The organism is Poseidonibacter ostreae, assembly GCF_009208075.1.
Taxonomy (GTDB): domain Bacteria; phylum Campylobacterota; class Campylobacteria; order Campylobacterales; family Arcobacteraceae; genus Poseidonibacter; species Poseidonibacter ostreae.
The window spans coordinates 44,615-67,791 of record NZ_WFKJ01000003.1; the positions used below are offsets into that span (position 1 = coordinate 44,615).

Annotated in this window: 24 protein-coding genes; 17 read left to right on the forward strand and 7 right to left on the reverse strand. The window is 26.5% G+C overall.

Annotated elements, in window-relative coordinates; all coding sequences use genetic code 11:
- Nucleotides 1-65 precede the first annotated feature (65 nt).
- The 4 genes from GBG18_RS01695 (at nt 66) to GBG18_RS01710 (ending at nt 3,076) form a co-directional block, all read left to right on the forward strand.
- The gene (locus tag GBG18_RS01695) at nt 66-710 is read left to right on the forward strand and encodes a hypothetical protein (protein ID WP_152187801.1); all 645 of its coding nucleotides are present in this window, start codon (nt 66-68) and stop codon (nt 708-710) included.
- Nucleotides 711-1,491: 781 nt separating this feature from the next.
- Complete coding sequence (locus GBG18_RS01700) at nt 1,492-1,857, forward strand: hypothetical protein (RefSeq protein ID WP_152187802.1); 366 nt, start codon at nt 1,492-1,494, stop codon at nt 1,855-1,857.
- A complete protein-coding gene (locus GBG18_RS01705) occupies nt 1,854-2,720 on the forward strand; it encodes a hypothetical protein (RefSeq protein ID WP_152187804.1) in 867 nt (288 codons plus the stop codon). The genes GBG18_RS01700 and GBG18_RS01705 overlap by 4 nt, the downstream gene beginning before the upstream one ends.
- Before the next feature lie 86 nt (nt 2,721-2,806).
- Nucleotides 2,807-3,076 carry a hypothetical protein gene (locus GBG18_RS01710; protein WP_152187806.1) on the forward strand — a complete coding sequence of 90 codons (270 nt, stop codon included), beginning with the start codon at nt 2,807-2,809 and terminating at the stop codon, nt 3,074-3,076.
- On the opposite strand, the gene GBG18_RS15265 is transcribed toward GBG18_RS01710, so the two are convergent.
- Together GBG18_RS15265 and GBG18_RS01715 are read right to left on the reverse strand one after the other, a co-directional pair.
- Nucleotides 3,077-3,220: a hypothetical protein gene (locus GBG18_RS15265; RefSeq protein ID WP_193311048.1), complete on the reverse strand. Its 144-nt coding sequence runs from the start codon at nt 3,218-3,220 to the stop codon at nt 3,077-3,079.
- A 28-nt stretch (nt 3,221-3,248) separates the two neighbouring features.
- Nucleotides 3,249-3,716 (reverse strand): hypothetical protein, encoded by a 468-nt coding sequence (locus tag GBG18_RS01715; protein ID WP_152187807.1) that lies wholly within the window; start codon nt 3,714-3,716, stop codon nt 3,249-3,251.
- A gap of 634 nt (nt 3,717-4,350) precedes the next feature.
- Between GBG18_RS01715 and GBG18_RS01720 the strand changes: the two genes are divergently transcribed.
- Nucleotides 4,351-5,484: a replication initiation protein gene (locus tag GBG18_RS01720; RefSeq protein ID WP_152187809.1), complete on the forward strand. Its 1,134-nt coding sequence runs from the start codon at nt 4,351-4,353 to the stop codon at nt 5,482-5,484.
- A gap of 154 nt (nt 5,485-5,638) precedes the next feature.
- Nucleotides 5,639-6,124, forward strand: coding sequence for a peptide-methionine (S)-S-oxide reductase MsrA (msrA, locus tag GBG18_RS01725; RefSeq protein ID WP_152187811.1), 486 nt, complete (start codon nt 5,639-5,641; stop codon nt 6,122-6,124).
- Here msrA and GBG18_RS01730 read toward each other — a convergent pair.
- Nucleotides 6,121-6,459 (reverse strand): hypothetical protein, encoded by a 339-nt coding sequence (locus GBG18_RS01730; RefSeq protein ID WP_152187813.1) that lies wholly within the window; start codon nt 6,457-6,459, stop codon nt 6,121-6,123. The genes msrA and GBG18_RS01730 overlap by 4 nt on opposite strands.
- 141 nt (nt 6,460-6,600) lie before the next feature.
- On the opposite strand from GBG18_RS01730, the gene GBG18_RS01735 reads away from it, so the two are divergent.
- Nucleotides 6,601-8,601: a PAS domain-containing protein gene (locus tag GBG18_RS01735; protein ID WP_152187815.1), complete on the forward strand. Its 2,001-nt coding sequence runs from the start codon at nt 6,601-6,603 to the stop codon at nt 8,599-8,601.
- A gap of 10 nt (nt 8,602-8,611) precedes the next feature.
- On the opposite strand, the gene rnhB is transcribed toward GBG18_RS01735, so the two are convergent.
- On the reverse strand, nt 8,612-9,196 hold the full coding sequence (gene rnhB, locus GBG18_RS01740; protein ID WP_152187817.1) for a ribonuclease HII: 585 nt from the start codon (nt 9,194-9,196) through the stop codon (nt 8,612-8,614).
- Between the two features lie 114 nt (nt 9,197-9,310).
- On the opposite strand from rnhB, the gene GBG18_RS01745 reads away from it, so the two are divergent.
- The 8 genes from GBG18_RS01745 to mnmE all read left to right on the forward strand — a co-directional run bounded on the left by GBG18_RS01745 (nt 9,311) and on the right by mnmE (nt 18,586).
- Entirely contained in the window at nt 9,311-11,887 is a 2,577-nt protein-coding gene (locus GBG18_RS01745; RefSeq protein ID WP_152187819.1) for an ATP-dependent Clp protease ATP-binding subunit, read from the forward strand.
- An 82-nt stretch (nt 11,888-11,969) separates the two neighbouring features.
- On the forward strand, nt 11,970-13,880 hold the full coding sequence (locus GBG18_RS01750; RefSeq protein WP_152187821.1) for a sensor histidine kinase: 1,911 nt from the start codon (nt 11,970-11,972) through the stop codon (nt 13,878-13,880).
- An 83-nt stretch (nt 13,881-13,963) separates the two neighbouring features.
- Nucleotides 13,964-14,098, forward strand: a complete 135-nt coding sequence (gene rpmH / locus GBG18_RS01755; RefSeq protein WP_076087857.1) for a 50S ribosomal protein L34 — start codon at nt 13,964-13,966, stop codon at nt 14,096-14,098.
- Nucleotides 14,086-14,421, forward strand: coding sequence for a ribonuclease P protein component (gene rnpA, locus GBG18_RS15715; RefSeq protein ID WP_152187960.1), 336 nt, complete (start codon nt 14,086-14,088; stop codon nt 14,419-14,421). Before rpmH ends, rnpA begins: the two co-directional genes overlap by 13 nt.
- Nucleotides 14,418-14,750: a membrane protein insertion efficiency factor YidD gene (yidD, locus tag GBG18_RS01765; protein ID WP_152187823.1), complete on the forward strand. Its 333-nt coding sequence runs from the start codon at nt 14,418-14,420 to the stop codon at nt 14,748-14,750. Before rnpA ends, yidD begins: the two co-directional genes overlap by 4 nt.
- A 1-nt stretch (nt 14,751) precedes the next feature.
- Nucleotides 14,752-16,350 (forward strand): membrane protein insertase YidC, encoded by a 1,599-nt coding sequence (gene yidC / locus GBG18_RS01770; protein ID WP_152187825.1) that lies wholly within the window; start codon nt 14,752-14,754, stop codon nt 16,348-16,350.
- Between the two features lie 9 nt (nt 16,351-16,359).
- A complete protein-coding gene (locus GBG18_RS01775) occupies nt 16,360-17,244 on the forward strand; it encodes a Jag N-terminal domain-containing protein (RefSeq protein WP_152187827.1) in 885 nt (294 codons plus the stop codon).
- A gap of 1 nt (nt 17,245) precedes the next feature.
- Entirely contained in the window at nt 17,246-18,586 is a 1,341-nt protein-coding gene (gene mnmE, locus GBG18_RS01780; protein ID WP_152187828.1) for a tRNA uridine-5-carboxymethylaminomethyl(34) synthesis GTPase MnmE, read from the forward strand.
- A 52-nt stretch (nt 18,587-18,638) separates the two neighbouring features.
- Here mnmE and GBG18_RS01785 read toward each other — a convergent pair whose 3' ends face one another.
- Nucleotides 18,639-19,121 (reverse strand): SixA phosphatase family protein, encoded by a 483-nt coding sequence (locus GBG18_RS01785; RefSeq protein ID WP_152187830.1) that lies wholly within the window; start codon nt 19,119-19,121, stop codon nt 18,639-18,641.
- A 325-nt stretch (nt 19,122-19,446) separates the two neighbouring features.
- Here GBG18_RS01785 and GBG18_RS01790 point away from each other — a divergent pair, with 325 nt between their 5' ends.
- On the forward strand, nt 19,447-20,361 hold the full coding sequence (locus GBG18_RS01790) for a 5'-nucleotidase (protein ID WP_152187832.1): 915 nt from the start codon (nt 19,447-19,449) through the stop codon (nt 20,359-20,361).
- Between the two features lie 56 nt (nt 20,362-20,417).
- Nucleotides 20,418-21,263: a zinc metalloprotease HtpX gene (gene htpX, locus GBG18_RS01795; RefSeq protein ID WP_152187834.1), complete on the forward strand. Its 846-nt coding sequence runs from the start codon at nt 20,418-20,420 to the stop codon at nt 21,261-21,263.
- Between the two features lie 98 nt (nt 21,264-21,361).
- Here htpX and aroC read toward each other — a convergent pair whose 3' ends face one another.
- A complete protein-coding gene (gene aroC / locus GBG18_RS01800; protein ID WP_152187836.1) occupies nt 21,362-22,438 on the reverse strand; it encodes a chorismate synthase in 1,077 nt (358 codons plus the stop codon).
- A complete protein-coding gene (gene rnc / locus GBG18_RS01805) occupies nt 22,438-23,115 on the reverse strand; it encodes a ribonuclease III (protein WP_152187838.1) in 678 nt (225 codons plus the stop codon). Before rnc ends, aroC begins: the two co-directional genes overlap by 1 nt.
- Nucleotides 23,116-23,177 lie beyond the last annotated feature (62 nt).

The window sequence follows — 23,177 nt, forward strand, 5'->3', positions numbered from 1 at the left end:
TTTAAAACCTTGTTTTAATTAATGTAATAAATTCAATTACAAAATCTGTAAATAAAGGAGTAAATGTGGGATTATGTAGTAAATGTAATGTAGTTAAAACAACTCATTTAATTAAGGACAAACAAATCTGTGATGATTGTTTAGGTAACAATAAAATCATTAATGATGGTGTTATTAAAGAACAAGAAATTAATCAGATAAATTTAGAAGTAGATGAGAATAAAGTTGGAATGACTTTTAAGAGAACAATAGTTATATCTTCAATATTATCAGTTGTCCTAGTATTCATACTTTTACTTTTAACAAGTAATAATGAAGATAAAAAAATTTTAGAAATTGAAGAATCGATTATGACTATCCCTAAAAATGATATATATAAGAATTATAAAGCTTATAAAGCTTTATCAAAATATTATAAAGAAAATATTGAATATAAAGAAAATTATAAAAAGTATAATGATTTAGAAAAGCTTTCATCAGAATGTTTTGATAAAGGTACATTAATAAATAGGGAGTATGCTTTAAATAAAAGTTCTTATAGTTTTAATAGTTTTGGAGATAATAAAACTATTATGATTGATGATAATACAATAGTTGAACAAATTAGTTTTTCTGTTGAAAATGATTTTGGAGTAAAAATAAAATACTTGAGTAAATATAGATGTAACTTAGATGGCTCAATGAAACAAATTGATATGTATCGACAATAAAATACTTGATTAACTATTTTTTGCACTAACAATTCCATAAATGGAATTGATCCTGCCAAAAATAGAATCAATAATTCATTTATTAGAACTAAAAAGTAATTACAATAAGAATTAAGTTAAATTATTATGAAATATTAAAATATGTCATTAATTAAAGCATCTTAGCTAAGAAAACTTATAGCTAATGATGTGTAATCCTATAACAATAGTATAAGCCTTAAGGGCTATAATTATTTTTACTAGGAGCTACAATGGATAAAAAATCAATCATACTTACAATTATTGTGATAGTAGATTCGATTACTACTGCAATCATAAATACAAAAAGCTTTTTACTAATGTTAAGCTAACACATTATTAAAAGAAATATAGGTGGCACTATATTTTTTGTTTTTATGATTAACACGAGAGGGAGCTTCCTTATCTCTATTGTCTATTTTTGACAATAGAGATAGGAAGCGATGCGGAAATCGCATATATGAAAAGATATATCAATGAATAGGCACTTAGCGGTGTCTATTTTTGATAAATTTTGTATAAAAACACTCTAAAAACTGACAACACTTGAAAATTTAACTACTTGCCAAACTTACTGCTACAGTTAATATCAAGTTCACTTATTTCTACTCATTACTTGCCTTATGACACTCGTCATTGCTTTTCGACATTTCGTAATATTGTCTCTTAAATAAATTACAGGTCTAAACCTCAGTTAAGAAATAAAATAAAAAACACATACTCTTTAAGGGTTTCATATTTAAACCAGTACAGGAGTTATAAAATGTTTAGTCAAAAGAAAAAAGCTTATTATTCAAAAATATTAGGATTTAAAAATATAGATGATTTTGAAAACTTTGCAAAAAGATATTTGAAATATTTAGAAAATCAAACATTGTCAAAAAATCAAATTATGAATGGATTTTTTATTTTAGTAGAGATACAAAAAGAATCACTAAAAAATAAAAGTCTTATCAATTTTGAAAATATCAAAAACCAACATATCAAAAAGTATGCTAATACTATTTTAGAATTAAAAAAAAATGGTTCAGGAAGTTTATCAATTGTTAATTATCTCTATACAAATCATAGAGTAAAAGTTTCAAGAGGAACAATTGAAAAATTTTATAAACAAAATGGACTTAAATGATGGCTAATTTAAAGGGTGGAAATTTTGCCAAACAATGTAAAGATGGCTTTCATAGATTGGAAGCATTTGGTGTTGGAAGAATTGGTAAAAATGATAACCTTACCCATAGTGATAAGCTTGCTGAGAAAAGAGAAATGTATTTAAAAGATGTAAGCAATTATTTTGAATCTGAAAATCTTGATGGAAAATTAAATAATTTATTCACAAAAGATAATTTAGATAAGTTCTTTGAAAACAGACTTGAAGACTTAGCTATAAAAACACAAGAGAATTATCTTCGTGGTTTTTCAAGTATGTTAAAAGGCTTAGAGCAAAAAAATATACATATTCCTTTAAATCTAGAAGATAAAAACTACTTTGATAATAGAGTATCTATTATCAAAGACCAAGTAGAAATTATAATTGAAAATAGATATATAGATAATGTAGATTCTGTAATATCAAATTTATATGAAGATAGACAAATATCAGGACTACTTGCACAAACCCAATATGAACTTAGTATTCGTCAAGCAGAAGCCTATGAATTACTTAAAAATCCATCTTCATATATAGATGATGGAATTGTTAGTAATTTAGTTGGAAAAGGTAATCATATATATGAAGCTAAGCATATAAGTTTTGAGCTTGAACAAAAAATTTTAAATAATAGTGAAAATTTAATTGATAAAAGTACCTATTATAAAGATTTACAGAAATATAGTATTAGTTCACATGACTTCCGTTTTACTTCGGCTCGTGACAAGTTTGAAGAAAAAATTAGAAACGGTATATCAGAAAAAGAAGCAAAACTTCAAGTTAGTTCAGAACTAAATCACAAAAGAGAATCGATAACTGATTATTATTTAAGTCGTACAAATTAAAAAAGAATTCAAGATTATTAAAAAAGCAGTAGATTAATTTTTATATATAAGTATAATAATTTAAATCAACAAAAAAGGAGTAAATTATGACACAAATTAAAGACTTAGATAAACTAAAAAATTTAACAAAAAATGAACTAAATGTATTATTAGAACTATTAAAAATAAGTGACCAAGAGAATAATATTTTCTTTAACAATAATGAAAGAGAAGTCATTGCTGAAAATTTAGATATAAGTAGGAATGGTTTAACTAAATCTATTTTATCTCTTCAAAATAGTAAAAAACTACTTACTAAAAGAAATGACTTTTTCTATATTTTAAATAAAGATGTTTTTTCAAGTAGCAATAATTAGCTACTTGTCATCGTCATCATCAAAAAATAATAACCAAACCAACCAAAAGTATAAATCGTCATCAGAACTATTTATACTTATCAAAAAACTTAGCATAAATGCTATTAAAAAAAATACTACTATAAATACAATTACTAATTCCATTTTATCCCCTTTATTAAATAGCTAGTAATTAACTAGCTATATTTCTTTTTTGATTTTTCTTCAAAGTTTCACAGCCGTACTTAGACTTAATTTCATCTAAACTTTTTTCTTTATGATTTCTACCTTTCATTTCTCCAAAGTACCACATCTTTTTTTTAGAAGCCCATTTGAAACCAAGCTCTTTTAATTTTTCTTTTATTTCTTTAGTATCTCCTGAAACCCATATCCAAGACCCCACAAGCTCAATAACAATATTTTCAAAATGTAATATTAAACTTATAATCTTTTCAAGCTCTATATCAATTTTAATATCACTAGAAAAATAAATTTTATGTTCAATTAAATCTGTATAAACAGAATTTAATATTTTAAAACTCTCTGTATCTCCTCCAACCATATCAGGGTGTAATCTTTTAGCTAATGATTTATAAATCTTTTTAGCTTCATTAATCCCCTCTACATTTTTAAACTCATTTAAAATCTCTTCTCTTGTCATCTTGTATCCTTTAAAAAATAATTTCATTTTTGAAGATTTTGAGGGTTTGTCTTTTTTCTTCTTTTTTTAATTTGAAGAAGTTAAAAAACTTATCTCTTTTTCTTTTCAAAAATTTTTCACTCTCGTTAGTTCATCGGGCTTTTTATAGATTGTAATGTTTAGGTTTTTACTTAGAAAAAAATAGAAATGAGAAGTATGAATATTTTATTTTTGTGTCAGGAAATCAATCTAATAAAATGAAGTGAGAAAAAAAGCTGAACTAATGAGAAAGGTAACTTGAAAAGAGAAAGATATAAAAGTTTTTCTTCTGTTATGAAATATAAATTTAAAAAGTTAAGAAGAATTTTTAATTATTGATTTATCAATTCAATATTCCTTTTTTTGGATTTTATATCCAAAATTCACAATTTCTATTTATATCTATAAATATCTCATGTATTACTAATATTTTCTTCAATATTAAAAGGTTAGGAGGAAGTAATACAGTTAGACCATCTACAATGGACAAATTTCAAAATTCTTTTTCATAATTAAACTTTTTTGAAATCTTGTTCTTATTACATATAAACAATATATGAAATAAATCTTTTCTAATCCTTCAAGGGTTACTCCAAAGTCACAAGGAGTAACCAAAATGACAACACTACAACAACATAAAACTGAACGAGAAGAGCTAAAAGAGCTTTTAATTAAGAACTTACCTCCAAAAATAAAAGGTGGTAATGAAAAGCATTTATCAAATGTTTTTGAGTATCAAACAGTTATAGCACTTGATAAATGTAAGTTTATTAATTTTAATACAAGCGAAAGAATCTCATTAATGATTTTCGATATCGATAATATGAAAGATAAAACTGCAAAGGAATATTTTAAAAATATTGATGGCTTCTTTGAATTTATATCAGAAAAGATAGGATTAGAACCAACCTATATTTTGGAAACTCAAAAAGGTTTTCATTTTGGATATCATTTAAAGAATCATATATACACACATCAAGCAAAAGCTTTAAAATATCTACTTGATATAAAAAGAGCTATAACTAAGCTTTTAAAGTGCGATGAAATAGCATCACATAGACTTCATGGTGTTTGGAGAAATCCACTTTTACATCCTTACTATTATTCAAAACAAATAAACTATGAGTTATCAGATTTTAAGGAGCTTATTCCAAAAATTGAGTATAGAAATAAAGTTTCTAGAACTACTGTTAAAGTAAAAGAAGAAGACCTAATTCAAGGGCAAAGAAATTTTAAACTATTTGAATATGGAATGAGATTTGCTAAAGGTCAGAAAGCATTAACACAAATTGACATTGTTAGATATTTAAATGATATAAATCAAACACATGAAGTCGGATTAGAAAATAGTGAGATTAATCAAATATCAAAGTCTGTATTTAAATACTGGCAAAGTGGGAAAATTAGATTTGGTACAAAGATTAACAAAAAAGATATTGATGAGGGTATTATGAATTTTCCAAAGATGAAAAATTTGTCAAAAGAAAATTATGATAATGAAACTAAATTAAGACAAAGACAATCAGCTTTTAGAACAGTAGAAAATAGGGATAAAGAAAAAAACAAGAATCAATTATTAGAAGCAAAAAAAATCTATCAAATTAAAATTCAAGAAGATAATCAAAGAAAAGTGTTAGATACAATTATTGAATTGAAAAACCGAAATGTGAAAGTTACAATTGCATCTATAAGTAGAGTTTGTAATCTAAATAGAAAAACTGTTAAGAAATATTATGTATTAGAATGTTAAGTGTATATATCCTATAATGATTTCAAGAATAAAATGGGTCACAGATTGGGTCACAACACTAGTTTTAAATTTTTTAAATTCCTATATTAAGGGGTTTATATTTTTTAATAAAAACAATCTTTTCCAAATTAGAAAGTTAATAAAGGTCGAATTTATGGCAATTAAACAAGCATATTTTGCAGCAGGATGTTTTTGGGGTGTGGAATACCACTTTGAGAAATTAAAAGGTGTTATTTCAGCAATTTCTGGTTATATGGGAGGTGAGACTTTAAATCCTAGTTACGAGCAAATATGTACAGGACAAACAGGTCATTTAGAAGTAGTAAAAATCGAGTATGATGAGTCAATTGTTTCTTATGAAACACTTTTAAAACTTTTCTTTGAAATACATGATTTTACACAAGTAAATGGTCAAGGTCCAGATATTGGAAGTCAATATTTATCTGCAGTTTTTTATGGAAATAATAGTGAAAAACAAGAGTGTGAAAAAATTGTTGAAGAGTTAAAAACTAAAGGATATAAAGTAGCTACATCTCTATATGAGATGGTTCCTTTTTATGAAGCCGAAGATTACCATCAAGATTACTATGAAAGACACCAAAAGGTGCCTTATTGTCATAGTTATAAAAAAATATTTTAAACAGTTCCTAAAATATAGTAAATAGGTTTTTTATCTAATTGTTGAAGTTTTACATTGTACTTATCAGCCCAGTGTGATACTTCATCATGAAATCCTTCTAATACTTCATCAGCATCATTTTCATCACATTTAATTTTTAAATAGTCTGTTTTATTTGATAATCCTACATATGCGTTCATTTTTTTTAAATGATCATTTAGTGAAAAAATGTGTTTTGAAAATTTATCAAAATTGTTTGTAGATGAAATCATTTTTTCTGCTTGTTGTAATGAAGAATCACTTTTTGAATAACCAAGTTGAGATAATATTACTTCAGGTGATACATTAATTTGCATTTTTTTTCCTTTTTTATTGATAATTGATTTTATCAAATTTTTTTTAAGAAATAGTTGAATGTATAGAATATAATATATACACTTTTTTATATAACTATTGATAAAATAAGAATAAAACTAATAATATGATTTTGGAGAATAATGATTAAAACTTTCTTTTTGCTGCTTTTTATTTTTCCTGCTTTTTTATTTTCAGATAATATTTCATTAACACAAGTAGAAAAAGAGTATTTAATAAATAAAAAATCATTAAATCTTTGTATTGACCCTTCTTGGATGCCTTATGAAAAAATTGAAGATGGAAAGCATATAGGAATGACAGCTGACTATATCAAACTTTTAGAAGAGTATATAAAAACAGAAATAAAATTGGTTAAAACTGATTCTTGGAGTGAATCTTTAGAGTTTGGAAAACAAAGAAAATGTGATATTTTCTCTTTAATAATGCCAACAGCCTCAAGACTTGAATATTTAGATTTTACAAAACCTTATTTTGATATTCCTTTAGTCTTAACTACACAAATTCAAGAATTATTTATTGAAGATATTAACTTTCTTAATGGTAAAAAGATTGGTATTGTAAAAGATTATGCTTATGCTGAAATAATTAAAAAAAAGTATCCAAAAATAAATCTTTTTCATGAAGACAATATAGTAAATGGACTTAAAAATTTAGAAGATGGTAAGTATTTTGGTTTTATAGGTACTTTATATATTATGGATTATCAAATACAAAGAGATTTTGCAGGGAAACTTAAAATTGCAGGAAAATTTGATGAAAAGTGGCAACTTGGAATTGCAAGTAGAAATGATGAACCTTTATTAAAGTCTATTTTTAATAAAGCAATACTCTCAATTCCAAAAGATAGAAAGCAAACTATTTTAAATAAATGGCTTTCAATAAAATATGAAAAAAGCTATTTTGATTCTTTAATAGGTGTTTTGACAGTTTCAATATTAGTTATTTTGATAATACTTTTAATAAACAAGAAACTAAGCATGGAGATAAAAAGAAGAAAAGAGGCTGAAAATCTTTTAAATCTTACTATTTCAAGTGCAAATGTAGGAGTTTGGAGTTGGAATCCTAAAACTAATAAAAATAGTATAAATGATGTTTGGGCTTCAATAATTGGATATACAAAAGAAGAAATAAACCAAATATCAGATATTTTTACATTAATACATGAAGAAGATATCATCTTAATAAATGAAGCATTACAAAAACATAATAAAGATGAAAGTATTAGATATGAGACTGAATTTAGAATGCTCACTAAAGATGGCACTTATAAATGGATTTATAGTAATGGAGCTATTGTATCAAGAGATAAAGAGGGAAATCCATCTTTGATAGTTGGAATTCATCAAGATATAAATGAGCGTAAATTACTAGAGCTAGAAGTTTTAAAACAAAAAGATTTATTTATTCAACAATCAAGACAAGCTGCAATGGGTGAAATGTTAGAAAATATTGCACATCAATGGCGACAGCCTTTATCTATTATAACAACAGTTGCAAGTGGTTTAAAAGTTTCAAAAAATATTGTGCCTATTAAAGATGAAGATATAGATTATGCAATGGACAATATTATAAAAAGTGGGATGTATTTATCTCAAACAATTGATGACTTTAGTGGCTTTTTATCAAAAGATAAAGTCAGAGCAAAGGTAAATATTAAAAAAGTACTTGAAAATGCAATTTATTTTTATCAAGCACAAATAAAAAAAGAAGATATAAACTTAGTATTAAATATTGATAATTGTAATATTGATAGTTATGAAAATGAACTTCTACAATGTTTACTTAATATAGTAAGCAATAGTGTAGATGCTTTAAGTACTTTTGATAATAGGAAGAAATGCATAATAATAGATGTGTATGAAGAAAATGATAAGTGTATAATTTCTATTAAAGATAATGCTTTAGGAATAAAAGAAGAAAACTTATTAAAAATATTTGAGCCTTATTTTACTACTAAGCATAAAGCTCAAGGTACGGGTATTGGTTTATATATGAGTCATGAAATCATTACAAAACATCTACTTGGACAAATTGAAGTACGTAATGTAAAGTTTAAGTATTTAGGAGAAATCTCAAAAGGTGCATGCTTTAAGCTTGTTTTACCAAAGAGTATTCCTTAAAAGTTTAGATTTAAAATAAACTTTTTTGAGTACCTTTTTTTATAACTTCAATATCTTCACCTAAAGCTTTTAATCTAAAAGTGTGTCTATGTTCATCACATCTTCCATGCTCTTTTATAAGTTCAACATGAGCTTTTGTTCCATATCCTTTATGTTTATGAAAATTGTATAAAGGATAGTTTGCTGCTATTTCACACATATATTTATCTCGGCTAACTTTTGCAAGTATTGAAGCAGCACTTACTTCTTGAACGGTTGCATCTGCTTTTATTTTATGATTTAGTGTTTGTATTCCAAAAGAAGTGTTTCCATCCATTAAAAATTCGTCTGCTTCTTTTTTAAGTTTGGACATAATTTCATTAATTGAATCTTTCAAACAAGTACTTAATCCTTTTTCATCTATAGTTTTTGCATCTGTAAAGACTATGTGATAAGAAGAATTCTCAATAATTTCTGGAAATAAAGCTTCTCTTTTCTTTTCACTTAAAACTTTTGAGTCATTCAAGCCTTTAATTTCATTTTTAATTACAACTCCAGCAACTACTAAAGGACCTGCAATTGGACCTCTTCCAGCTTCATCTATACCACATAACATACAATGCCTTTTGATTTTTTTTATTATAACATTTGAATTTATATAAAAAGTACTTGACAAACATCCACTCAAGGTGCTATAATTTTATTAGCAGTTAAATATAAGGAGTGCTAAATGAATAAAATTTTTGAAAAATTAACAAATCAACTAAGTGAGACAATAGATTCGTCTGTTGCATTATCATTACATAATAAAAATCAAGAAGTAGAAGTTATACATCTTTTATGGGCTTTATTAACAAATACAAATTCAGTATTAAACCAACTATTAAATAAAATGAATATAGATAAAGCAGCTATAGTTTTAGAAGCAAAGTCATATGCTCAAAAACTTCCAGCAGTATCATCTGTAACAAAAGAGAATATAAAATTATCAAGAAACTTAGCTCAAAGTTTAGAAAAAGCAGAAGGTGTTGCAGCAAAACTAGGAGATAAGTTTATTGCAATTGATTCTTGGCTTATTGCAAATTTTGACTCAATAGAGTTAAAAGAAGTATTAGGAAAGTATATAGATTTAAGAGAAGCAGCAAAAGAGCTTGAAGCCATGAGAGCTGGAAGTACAATTGATTCTGCAAGTGCTGATGAAAACTTAGAAGCTTTAGGTAAATATGGAATTGATTTAAATAAAATGGCTATTGATGGAGAACTTGATCCAGTAATTGGAAGAGATGAGCAAATTAATAGAATGATGCAAATTCTTATTAGAAAAACAAAAAATAATCCAATACTATTAGGGGAGCCTGGAACTGGTAAAACTGCAATTGCAGAAGGTTTAGCACAAAGAATAGTAAACAAAGATGTTCCTACTTCTTTATTAAATAAAAAAGTAATTACTCTTGATATGAGTGCATTAATAGCTGGTGCAAAATATAGAGGTGAATTTGAAGATAGATTAAAATCTGTAATTGATGAAGTAAAAAAAGCAGGAAATATAATTCTATTTATTGATGAAATTCATACAATTATAGGTGCAGGTGCATCTGAGGGGTCTATGGATGCAGCAAATATTTTAAAACCAAGTTTAGCTCGAGGTGAACTTCATACTATTGGTGCAACGACATTAAAAGAGTATAGAAAGTATTTTGAAAAAGATACAGCAATGCAAAGAAGATTTCAACCTGTAAATGTAGATGAACCAAGTGTAAATGAAGCTTTACAAATATTAAGAGGTATAAAAGAGAAACTTGAAACTCATCATAATGTAACTATTAATGACTCAGCACTAATATCAGCTGCAAAATTATCACATAGATATATAACAGATAGATTTTTACCTGATAAAGCAATTGATTTAATTGATGAAGCAGCAGCTGAACTTAAAATGCAAATAGAGTCAGAGCCAACAGTTCTTTCAACATTAAAAAGAGAGATTCAAACTATTAATGTAGAGAAAGAAGCTCTTAAAATGGAAAAATCAAAGAAAAATGATCAAAGATTAGAAGAGATAGAAAAAGAGCTTGCAAATTTTAGTGAAGAGAAACAAAACTTAGAAACAAGATTTCAAAATGAAAAAGAGACTTTTAATGCTACAAGTACATTAAAAACGAAAATTGATGAACTTAAAACAAAAGCAGAGAGAGCTAAAAGAGAATCAAAATTTGAAGAAGCAGCTTCTATTGAGTATGGTGAAATACCAAGCTTAGAAGAAAAAATCAAAGAGAATGAAGCTAAATGGAATAGAATGCAAGAGCAAGGAACACTTTTAAGAAACTCTGTTGATGAAGATGCTATTGCAAATATTGTTTCTAGATGGACAGGAATTCCAGTTAATAAGATGATGGATTCTGAAAAACAAAAAGTCTTAAAAGTTGAATCTGTATTGAAAGAAGATGTAATAGGGCAAGATGAAGCACTAAAAGCAATATCTAGAGCAATTAAAAGAAATAAAGCAGGATTAAGTGAAGACTCTCGTCCTATTGGCTCTTTTATGTTTTTAGGACCTACTGGTGTTGGTAAAACAGAAGCTGCAAAAACATTAGCAAAATTTTTGTTTGATGATGCAAAATCACTAATTAGATTTGATATGAGTGAGTATATGGAGAAACATGCAGTTTCTAGACTAATTGGTGCAGCTCCAGGATATGTGGGATATGATGAGGGTGGACAGTTAACTGAAGCAGTTAGAAGAAAACCTTATTCTGTAATACTCTTTGATGAAATAGAAAAAGCACATCCTGATGTATTTAATATATTACTTCAAGTTTTAGATGATGGAAGATTAACTGATAATAAAGGTGTTACAGTTGATTTTAAAAATACTATTATTATCTTAACTTCAAATATAGGTAGTGCTAAGATTATTGAAATAGATGATAAAGAAAATAGAAGAAAAGAAGTGTTAAATGATTTAAAAGCATACTTTAAACCTGAGTTTTTAAATAGACTTGATGATATCATTATTTTTGAACAATTAAGACTTGATGCTATTACAAATATTGTTGATATTATGTTTAATACTATTAAAGTAAAAGTAGAGCAAAAAGATATAAGTATTTCATTAACACAAAATGCAAAAGCTTATATAGCAAAAGCTGGTTTTGACCCAGTATATGGTGCAAGACCACTTAAACGAGCAATTTATGAAATAGTTGAAGATAGACTTGCTGACTTGATTTTAGAAGATAAAATAAGTGAGGGGTCAAAAGTAGAATTTGATGTAATAAATGATGAGGTAATAGTTAACTTGTCATAATTATTAAAGCTAGGATTAAGGAATAAATATATTTAAAATGATATAATTAAGTTTAACCCTATGCTTTAATTAAAGAGTAAATATGAAAACAAATGAAAAAGAAATACTTAATATAATTAAATATTTACCAGTATTACTTACTCTCCTAATCTCAGGAATTCTGACGTTTTATTTATATTTTGAGAATATAAATAAATTTGAAAAAGAGTCAAAAAACTTAGAGAACAAATATATAAATATCAATAAAGAATTAATAAAATTTCAAATTGAAAGAACAAAAGAAAATATTATAAATGAAAAAAACAATCAAAATATTAAATTAAAAGAGAAGTTAAAAGAACAAGTAGAAAATGGCTATAAAATTGCTTTTTCTATTTATGAAAATAATTTGGATAAAAGTAAAGAAGAAATAAAAAAACTTATAAAAGATGCTTTAAGACAGATACGTTTTAATGATGATAGAGGTTATTTATTCATATTTTCTAGGAATGGAAAAAATATATTACATCCTATTGAGCCTAATTTAGAAGATAATGATTTATGGAAGTATCAAGATAAAAAAGGTACTTACTTAATTCAAGAGATGAATGAAATATTAAAAAAAACTAACTCAACATATTATACATGGTATTGGACAAAACCAAAAGGAGATAATGAAGAGTTAGAAAAGCTTGGATATTTCAAGCTGTTTGAACCTTTTAATTGGTTTATAGGAACAGGAGAATATCTAAAAGATTTTGAGGCAGAGTTAAAAGAAAAATTAGCTAATAGAATTAGTGAATATAGATATAAAAAAAATGGATATATTTTTACCTTAGATTATGATGGAAACTTTCTTGCTTATTATGATAAAAACTATATAGGAATGAATTTAAAAGATTTTCCAATAAGTGAAGATGTTGATAAAGTTAGAGAAAATATGATAAGTATAGTAAAAAGTAAAGCAGATTTCATACAATATAAACACTTGAATAAACCAGAAAAAATAGGAAGCATTGAAAAAATCACTTATATTGATGGGATAAAAGATTGGAAGTGGGTTATTGGAACAGGCTTTTATATGGATGATTTCTATACTGAAATAGAAAAGAAAAAAGAAAACTTATCTAAAACAAATAAAGAAGAGTTACAAAAACTACTGTTTATAAGTTTTTGTTTAACAGTTTTTTTATTTATTATTCTTATTTATATTTCAAAAGTTTTAGAATCAAAATTTATTAAGTATACAAAAAAGATTGAAAAACAAATTGATGAAAATATTAAAAAAGATAGAATCTTAGCCTATCAATCAAAAATGGTAGCAATGGGTGAGATGATTGGAAATATTGCACATCAATGGCGTCAACCCCTTTCTACAATATCAACAATCACTACAGGCATTAAATTCCAAAGAGATATGGGAATAGTTAATACAGAATTAGAAAACAATGCAATGGAAAGAATTAATAAGCATGTACAATATTTATCTGAAACTATTGATGATTTTAGAAACTTTTTTGAACCAAATAAGGAAGCTAATAAGTTTAAAATAGATGAATTATTTAAAAAAGCTTTCGATTTGATTGAAGTTCAAAATGCTAAAAAAAATATTACTTTTATAAAAGAAATAGAAAGTATAGAAGTTTTTACTTTGGAAAACGAGCTATTACAGGTATTAATCAATATACTAACTAATGCAAGCGATGCTTTAGATAAAGTTGAAAATAAAAAATATATTTTTATAAGTACAAAAATTAAAGATGAAGAGATTGTTATTGAAATTAAAGATAATGGAATAGGGATAGATGAAGCAATAATAGCTAAAATATTTGAACCATATTTTACAACTAAAAATAAAGCTCAAGGTACTGGTATAGGGTTGTTTATGAGTCAACAAATAATTATTAAGCATTTAAAAGGTTCAATAAAAGTTGCAAATGTTAGATATAAATATAAAGGTGAAAGTTTTAAAGGTGCATCCTTTAAAATTAAATTACCTTTGATTAAAAAATAAAATTAAAACAAAACTAAAGAACATTTAAGCTTTGTTTAACTATAATCCCCAACTTAATTAGTGAATACAGAGGAATAACAATCATGAAAAGAACATACCAACCGCATAACACTCCAAGAAAGAGAACGCATGGTTTCAGAATCAGAATGGCTACTAAAAACGGTAGAAAAGTTATTAAAGCAAGAAGAGCTAAAGGTAGAAAAAGATTAGCTGTTTAAATAAGCGACATCGACTTAATAGTTCTAAAGATTTTAACAAACTATATAAAAGCGATAAAAGATGGCATACGTCATCTTTTATCGCTTTTTTTGGTTCTAATGACACATTAAAAGCTGGATTTGTTACTTCTAAAAAAGTTGGCAATGCAGTACTAAGAAATAAAGCAAGACGAAGAATGAGAGCTTTATTTGCTACTTACGAAAATCAAATAAAATCAGGTAAATATATTTTTGTTGTTAAAAATAATATACATGAAAAAAGCTTCTTGCAGCTAAAAAAAGATTTTGATTTCGCACTTAAACGACTAGAATTATTACGATGAAAACAATTTTTAAATACTTAGTTAAATTTTATCAAAGGTATTTAAGTGTTATTTCATACGGATCGTGTAGATATTATCCAACTTGTTCGCAATATGCCTTGTGGCAACTAGATAATAATACATTTTTTAAGGCGATTTATTTTACAATATCACGCGTATTAAAATGTAATCAACTTTTTGCTGGTGGAATAGATTATCCAGTTATAAAGTTAAAAAAATTACAAAATATTAATTTTGAGAAAATCAAAATAAAATATTGGTATATTCCAGTAGAAAATGGTAAGTATTTTGTAGTTAAAAATCGGGAATGGAAACAGGAGAAGGAATAATATGAATCAAAATAATGGTATGCAAAAACGAATGTTAATAATGACAGTAGTCGTTTTTGTATTTTTCATAGCTTATGAGTTTTTAGTATTAAAACCACAGCAAGAAGCAAAAGCTGCTCAAGCTAAACAAGAGCAAACTACTACACAAAAAGCAACACCTGAAGCAAATATGGTGGCGACTGATGTATCTGGTAATCCAATTGATATGTCAAAATCTGTTGAAGCTTTATCATCAAAAGCAATTGCATCATCAGAAATAATCTCTGTTATTACAACAGCTAGAAATATTATTGAAATAGATAATCTTGGTAGAATTGCACAAATTACTCTACTTGAAGCTAAGTACAAAGATGAAGATGGAAATAAAATAAAACTTTTTGAAGCTAATCAATTAAGACCTTTAGAAGTTAGATTTGAAGATAAAAATGTAAATGAAAAAGCTTTTAAAGTTGCAGCAAGTTCAAGTGCGGCTACATTAAATGCAAGCTCTTCAAAACAAGAATTAATTATTACTCAAAACTTAGGTGAAACTGTATTAACTAAAAAGTTTACTATTTACCCAGATGGTCATTATGATTTAAATGTTACATCTACAAATAATAAGAATTTCTTTATTACTAATGGATTTAGACCAAATGTTTTAGCTGATATGTATGCTGTACATGGATTAATGGCTCAATTAGCAGATGGTACTTTACAAACAATTGAAGATGGTGATTTAGATAAAATTGAAAATTTAAATGGAATAAAATTTATTTCAAACTTTGATAGATATTATGCAACTGTTATTTACAATTTTGAAAAAACTTTAGCAATATCATTAATGCCAGATGCAGAAGCAAATGCACAAGCATTTATTCATGCAAAAGATAATATTACATTCTCAGGATACGCAGGGCCAAAAAACTTTAAAGATTTGGCTGCACTTAATAAAGAATTAACTCATGTTATTGATTATGGTTGGTTTACATTTATTGCAAAACCAATGTTCTTACTTTTACAGTTCTTACAAAGTTATATAGGAAACTGGGGTTGGACAATTGTTGCTTTAACTATTTTAATTAAATTAGTACTTTATCCTTTATCATACAAAGGTATGGTATCAATGCAAAAATTAAAAGATTTAGCACCAAAAATGAAAGATATTCAAGCTAAATATAAAGATGACAAGCAAAAACAATCTATGCATATGATGGAATTATATAAAAAACATGGTGCTAACCCAATGGGTGGTTGTTTACCATTAATTTTACAAATTCCAGTATTCTTTGCAATCTATAGAGTATTACTTAACTCAATTGAGTTAAAAGGTGCTGAGTGGATTTGGTGGGTACATGATTTAGCTGAAATGGATCCATACTTTGTTTTACCTATTTTAATGGGTGCGTCAATGTTCTTACAACAAAAAATTACGCCAAATACAATGCAAGATGAAATGCAAAAGAAAATATTCCAAATGTTACCTGTTATTTTCACATTCTTCTTCTTATGGTTCCCAGCAGGACTTACATTATATTGGTTCGTAAATAACGTATTTACAATTTCACAACAATATTATATTAATAAAATTTTTGAAAGAAAAAGAGCCGAAAAACAATAGGAATTTACTATGAAAAAATTTGAAGCTAAATGTTTAGAAGAAGTTTATGAATTAGCAGCTGCTGACTTTAAGTGTTCAATCACTGAGTTAGAAATTGATGTAATCCAACAGCCAAGTAAAGGATTTCTTGGCTTTGGGAAAAAGACTGCAATAATTGAAGTTTGTTTTAAAGATAACTGTAAAAAGTATGAAAAAGAATCTGCAACACAAACATTTAGAAAAAAAGATGTACAAATTGATGATGTCTCAAAAAGAATAGATGACTCAAATAAAAGTGATGAATTAGCTAAGAAAAATTTTGAAGCTAAAGAAGAGCCAGTACTGAATGAAGTTCCAAAAGATAATTCAAAAAATAAAATTTTTGATAACTTTTACAATGAAGATGAATCTCAATCAGATATATCAACACTTGTTGTAAAAAAGAATAAAGAAGAAATCATTAATGAAGTTAGAACTTCTATGGATTTATTATTTAAAGATACTTGTTATAAAATCGATAATATTAAAATTGATTTTTATGATGATGAAACATTATATGTAGAGTTCACAGGAGATGACTGTGCTTTATTAATTGGTAAAGAGGGATATAGATATAAAGCTTTATCATATATCTTATTTAACTGGATTAATGAAAAGTATGGATTAATGTTAAGATTAGAAGTTGCTGAGTTTTTAAAAAATCAAGAAGCTTCAATCTATGCATATTTAGAGCCAGTTATTGAAGTAATAAAAGAAAAAGGTACTTTTAAAACTAAACCTTTAGATGGTATTTTAGTTCATATTGCTTTAAAAAAATTAAGAGAAGAGTTCCCAAATAAATATGTTGCTGTAAAAACAAATGTAAGAGGCGACAAATACGTACTTGTAAACGAGTATAAAAGTAAAGAACAATAAATTGTTTGATGATAGTACAATTGTAGCCATTGCAACAGCAAATGGTATTGGATCAATCTCTATAGTTAGATTATCAGGAGCTTCAGCTCTTGATATAGCTTCTAAAATCTCAAAAAAAACACAATTTCAACCAAGACTTGCTACTTTAAGTTCTTTATATAGTATTGAAGATGAATTAATTGATGAAGCTTTAGTTTTATATTTTAAAGCACCATTTTCTTTCACAGGTGAAGATGTAGTTGAATTTCAATGTCATGGTGGAGTTGCTATTGCTAATATGATAGTAAATGAAGCTTTAAAAAGAGGTGCTAGATTAGCAAATCCTGGTGAATTTTCAAAAAGAGCTTTTTTAAACAATAAAATAGATTTATCAAAAGCAGAAGCAATTTCAAAAATTATTGAAGCTAGAAGTGAAGATGCTGTTAAATTATTAGCAAGACAATTAAAAGGTGAGCTAACTTCTTTTGTAAACGATATTAGAGAAGATTTACTATTTATGCTAGCTTATACAGAAGTTTCAATTGATTATGCAGAAGATGATTTACCCACTGATATTTTTGAACAAATAAAATCTAAAATGGATAAGATTATTGTTAAATTATCTAATACTTTAGATGCAAGTAAAAGACGTGAGGGAATGATTGAGGGCTTTAAAGTGGCAATCATTGGAAAACCAAATGTTGGAAAATCATCATTACTTAACAAACTTTTAAATTATGATAGAGCGATTATTTCAGATATTGCAGGAACTACTAGAGATACAATTGAAGAATCTGTTAAAATTGGAACGCATATAATTAAAATAGTTGATACTGCTGGTATTAGAAATGCATCTGATGTTATTGAGCAAATAGGTATTGAAAAATCTATTGAAGCAATAAGTGAAGCAGATATTGTAATTGCATTATTTGATAATAGTAAAGTTTGCGATAGTGAAGATGAAAAGATACTTGAATTATTAAATCAAAATGAAAATAAGCAGATTATAAAAGTAATAAATAAATCTGATTTAGAAAGTATGTTCGATAAATCACTTTTAAATGAGTTTATTCAATTATCAACTAAAGAAGATATAAATCCTCTTGTTAAAGAGATTGAAACAATTTTAGATTCAAATACTCATAGTGATGAAATGACTTTAATCTCTAAAAGACAAGTAATTTCAGTAGAAGATACTTTATCTCATATAGAACAATCTATTATGCCTTTAGATAGTGGTGAATTAGAATTTTTTGCTCATCATATAACTGAGGCTTTAGAAAATATTTCAAATATTACAAGACCATATGATAATGATCAAATGTTAGATGTAATGTTTGGTGAGTTCTGTTTAGGAAAGTAAGACTACGTAAATAAAATAGTATAAATAAAAGTAGATTGTATATTAGCTACTTTTATTTATCAGGTAAAATATATGAAACTAATTTAGCATTCTCTTTACTTATATCAATCCATGAATTACAATCAAACTCAATTTCCATTACTCCGCCAATTTCAAACTTCTCTTTAAAGTCAATAAGCGTAATAGCTAAGGCTGTTAAAGATGGATTATGACCAATTAAAATCATTGTATCAACTGTATCAAATGTGTAAGAAATTGTTTCTAGAAGTTCATTTACAAAAGCTAGATATAAAACTTCATTATACATAATTGATTTATCATACTCTAATATATCTGCAAAAATTTCTGCTGTTTGTCTTGTTCGAACCGCTGGACTTGAAACAATTAAATCTGTTTTAATAGAAGTATTGCTGAGTTTTTGCGCTATTAATTTAGCTTCTTCTAAACCTTCTTGGCTTAACTCTCTATCATAATCATCTTGACCAGGTTTTTCTAATGCTTTGTGTGTATGTCTTACAATATATAACTTTTTCATATTTTAACTCTTTATAATTAGTAATTATGATTTTAAAAGAAATATCCTTTTTATATAATAAAATTTAATGACTATTGTAAATAATCAATACTAGTGTGTAATTTTTACAAGTTTTTCTTGATAAATACGATTATTATTTTATTATTTACAAATAATGTTTTTTATATTTTTTTTAAGGGCTTTATAAAATATAAATAATAAATATGTCGAATAACATAATAATTAATAACATTAGATTAATTTCTTTCTTCTACATATTTTATATAAAATATATATTTTATAGTTTAATATTTGTATAATAGAAAAAAAATTAAGGTTAATAAAAGTGGGATATGATTTAAACAAAAAATTAGTTATTGCAATCTCTTCTAGAGCATTATTTAATTTAGAAGATGAAAATAAAATATTTGAAGAAAAAGGTTTAGATGACTATTATAAATATCAAATAGAAAATGAAGATAAACAAATTGCACAAGGAACTGGATTTAGACTTGTAAATAATTTATTAAAAATAAATGAAGATTTTCCAGAAGATAAACAAGTTGAAGTAATAATCATGTCTAGAAATAATTCTGCAACTTCTTTACGAATTACAAAATCAATTGAAAAATATAATTTAGATATTCAACGTTCAGCTTGGACAGGTGGAAATGATATTGCAAAATATTTAAAACCTTTTAAAGTTGATTTGTTTTTATCAGCAAATGAAGAAGATGTTCAAAATGCTATAAATGAAGGAATTGCATCTGCTAGGATTTTACCTTATGAAAATTTAGATAATGATTTTTCAGAACAAGTAAAAATTGCTTTTGATGGTGATGCTGTTTTATTTTCTGAAGAGTCTGAGGTTATTTATAAAACTCAAGGTTTAGAAGCATTTTTAGAACATGAAAAAATGAATGTTTCAAATGCAATGAAAGATGGCCCTTTTGCTCAATTATTAAGAGTTATCTCAAATATTCAAGCAAAATATCCACAAGAAAAAACACCAATTAGAACAGCACTTATAACAGCTAGAAACTCTCCAGCACATGAAAGAGTTATTAGAACTTTATCTGATTGGAATGTACGATTAGATGAAGCTTTTTTCTTAGGTGGTGTTGATAAATATGAAGTGGTAAAAGCTTTTGGTGCTGATATTTTCTTTGATGATCAAGATGTGCATTTAGAAAGTACTTCAAAGCAAACTCCAAGTGCAAAAGTATTATATAAAGAAGAGTCAATATTAAATAGAATCTAGTTTAATATTTATTAACTTTTCTTTATTATAATTGCTAAAATTATAAAAGGAATATTATGGAACAAGCAAAAACAATATTTTTATTAACATCACTAACTGTACTATTTGTTTTTATAGGTTACTCTTTTGGAGGACCTACTGGAATGCTTATTGCATTTTTATTAGCTGGTGGAATGAATTTTTATGCTTACTATTATTCAGATACACAAGTGTTAAAACACTATGATGCTACACCTTTAGAAGATACTAGACATCCTGTTTATCAAATTACACAAAGATTAGTTAAAAAAGCAGGGCTTCCTATGCCAAAAGTATATTTAATTCCAGATCATACACCAAATGCATTTGCTACAGGAAGAAATCATGAAAATGCTGCAGTTGCAGTAACTATTGGTTTATATGAAATGTTAAATGAAAAAGAATTAGAAGGTGTTATTGCTCATGAATTATCTCATGTAAAGCATTATGACATTTTAGTAGGAACTATTGCTGCTGTTTTTGCAGGTGCTATTGCAATGATTGCAAATATGATGCAGTTTGGTGCGATATTTGGAAGTAATAGACAAAACTCAAATCCTATTATGATGATTTTAATGGCTATACTATTGCCTCTTGCTGCTTCAATTATACAAATGACTGTAAGTCGTAGTAGAGAGTTTATGGCTGATGAGGGAGCTGCAAGAATGACAGGAAATGCAGAGGGATTACAAAGTGCTTTATCAAAGTTAGAAAATTATGCAAGAAATGGACATCAAATACATAATGCAACAGAGCAAACTGCACATATGTTTATAATCAATCCATTTTCAGGTCTTAAATCAACTTTTGGAGGTTTATTTAGAACTCATCCAACTACAGAAGATAGAATTGCAAGATTAGAAGAATTAAAAAGGGAGCTTTAAAAGTTTAAATACAAGTCTTTAGACATAAAAAAAGCAACCCTTGACCAAAGAGTTGCTTTAAGAATTTGATTATATATAAAGAAAGTTTAAACTAATCTTTATTTAGAATATACTTTCTTAACATTTTCAATTTTTGATGACATATTTAGAAGTGCCATATCTGCTAATACTAAAGCCATCATTGATTCAGCAACAACTGAACCTCGAACAGCTACACAAGGATCATGTCTACCTTTTAGCTCACAATCTACTTCATTATTATTAATATCAACTGTTTCTTGTTTAATAAATATAGATGGCGTTGATTTAAAATATACTTTTATATTTATATCATCGCCATTTGAAATTCCACCTAGAATTCCTCCACTATGGTTTGTTTTAAAGCCATCTTTTCTAATTTGGTCATTATTATCATAACCTTTTACTTTTGAAGAAAGTGTTCCATCTCCAATTTCAACAGCTTTAACAGCATTTATACTCATCATTGCATTTGCAATTTGTGAATCTAATTTAAAATAAAGTGGCTCACCTAAACCAATAGGTGCATTTTTTACATTTATAAGTGCAACTCCACCAACCGAGTTATGCTTATTTTTTGCTGCAAGAATTGCATCTTTTTGTTTCTGCTCAACATTTTTATCTAATGCGAATATTTCAGAATCATTTACTGAAGAAAAGTCATACTCATTAGCTTCCACTCCATCAATTGCACAAATTCCACTTTGAACTTTAATATCAAGTTCTTTAAGCATTAGTTTTGCTATTGCACCAGCAGCAACTCTAGCAGCTGTTTCTCTAGCACTACTTCTTCCACCACCTCTATAATCTCTAGTACCATATTTGTTAAAGTATGTAAAATCTGCATGACCTGGTCTAAATAAATCTTTTACATTTGTATAATCTTTACTTTTTTGGTTTTCATTAAAAATTATCATTGAAATTGAAGTACCAGTTGTAATTCCTTCAAATACACCTGAAAGAATCTCTACTTTATCACCTTCTTTTCTAGAAGTTGCATATTTATTTTGACCTGGTTTTCTTCTATCCATTTCACTTTGAATAAACTCTTCATCTATTTTAATACCAGCAGGAACTCCATCAACAACACAACCAAGTGCTTTCCCATGGCTTTCTCCAAAAGTTGTGAACCTAAATCTATGTCCAAAGGTATTCATTATTCACTTCCTTTTAAAATATCAATTGCTATTTTTGCAACTGCTTGTTGTGCTAGTTTTTTACTTTTACCTTTTGCTTTTCCATAAGTTTGCTCATCAATCCAAATTGATACTTCAAACTCTTTTTTATGATCTGGACCAAAAGAAGCTTCAATTTTATATTCTGGAATTGAACCAAATCTTGCTTGTGTTATTTCTTGTAAAGCTGTTTTATAATCTGAAAATAAAACATCCAAATTAATTTTGTCATAAGATTCATCTAGTAGTTTTAATACAATTGGTTTTAAAGCACTTAATCCAGATTCTAAATAAATAGCACCCATAATTGCTTCAAATGCATCTGAAAGAATTGAAGCTTTTGTTCTACCTTTATTTCTCTCTTCTGCACTTGATATAAAAATATATTCACCTAATTTAATATCATTTGCAAGTCTTGTAAAGCCAGTCTCATTTACTAAAGATGCTCTAATCTTTGATAACTCACCCTCATTAGATTTTGGAAATTTTAAAAATAAAAACTCTCCAACAATCAAGTTTAAAACTGCATCTCCTAAAAATTCTAATCTTTCATTATTATATGGTTTTTTAAAACTTTTATGTGTAAGTGCTTCGATTATCAGATTTTTATCGTTAAACTGATAACCCAAACACTTTTCTAACTTTGAATAATCGCTCATTTTCCTATATTCCTTAAATTTTTTATTGTTTTATTATTAATAAAGTCAAGATTATATCACAT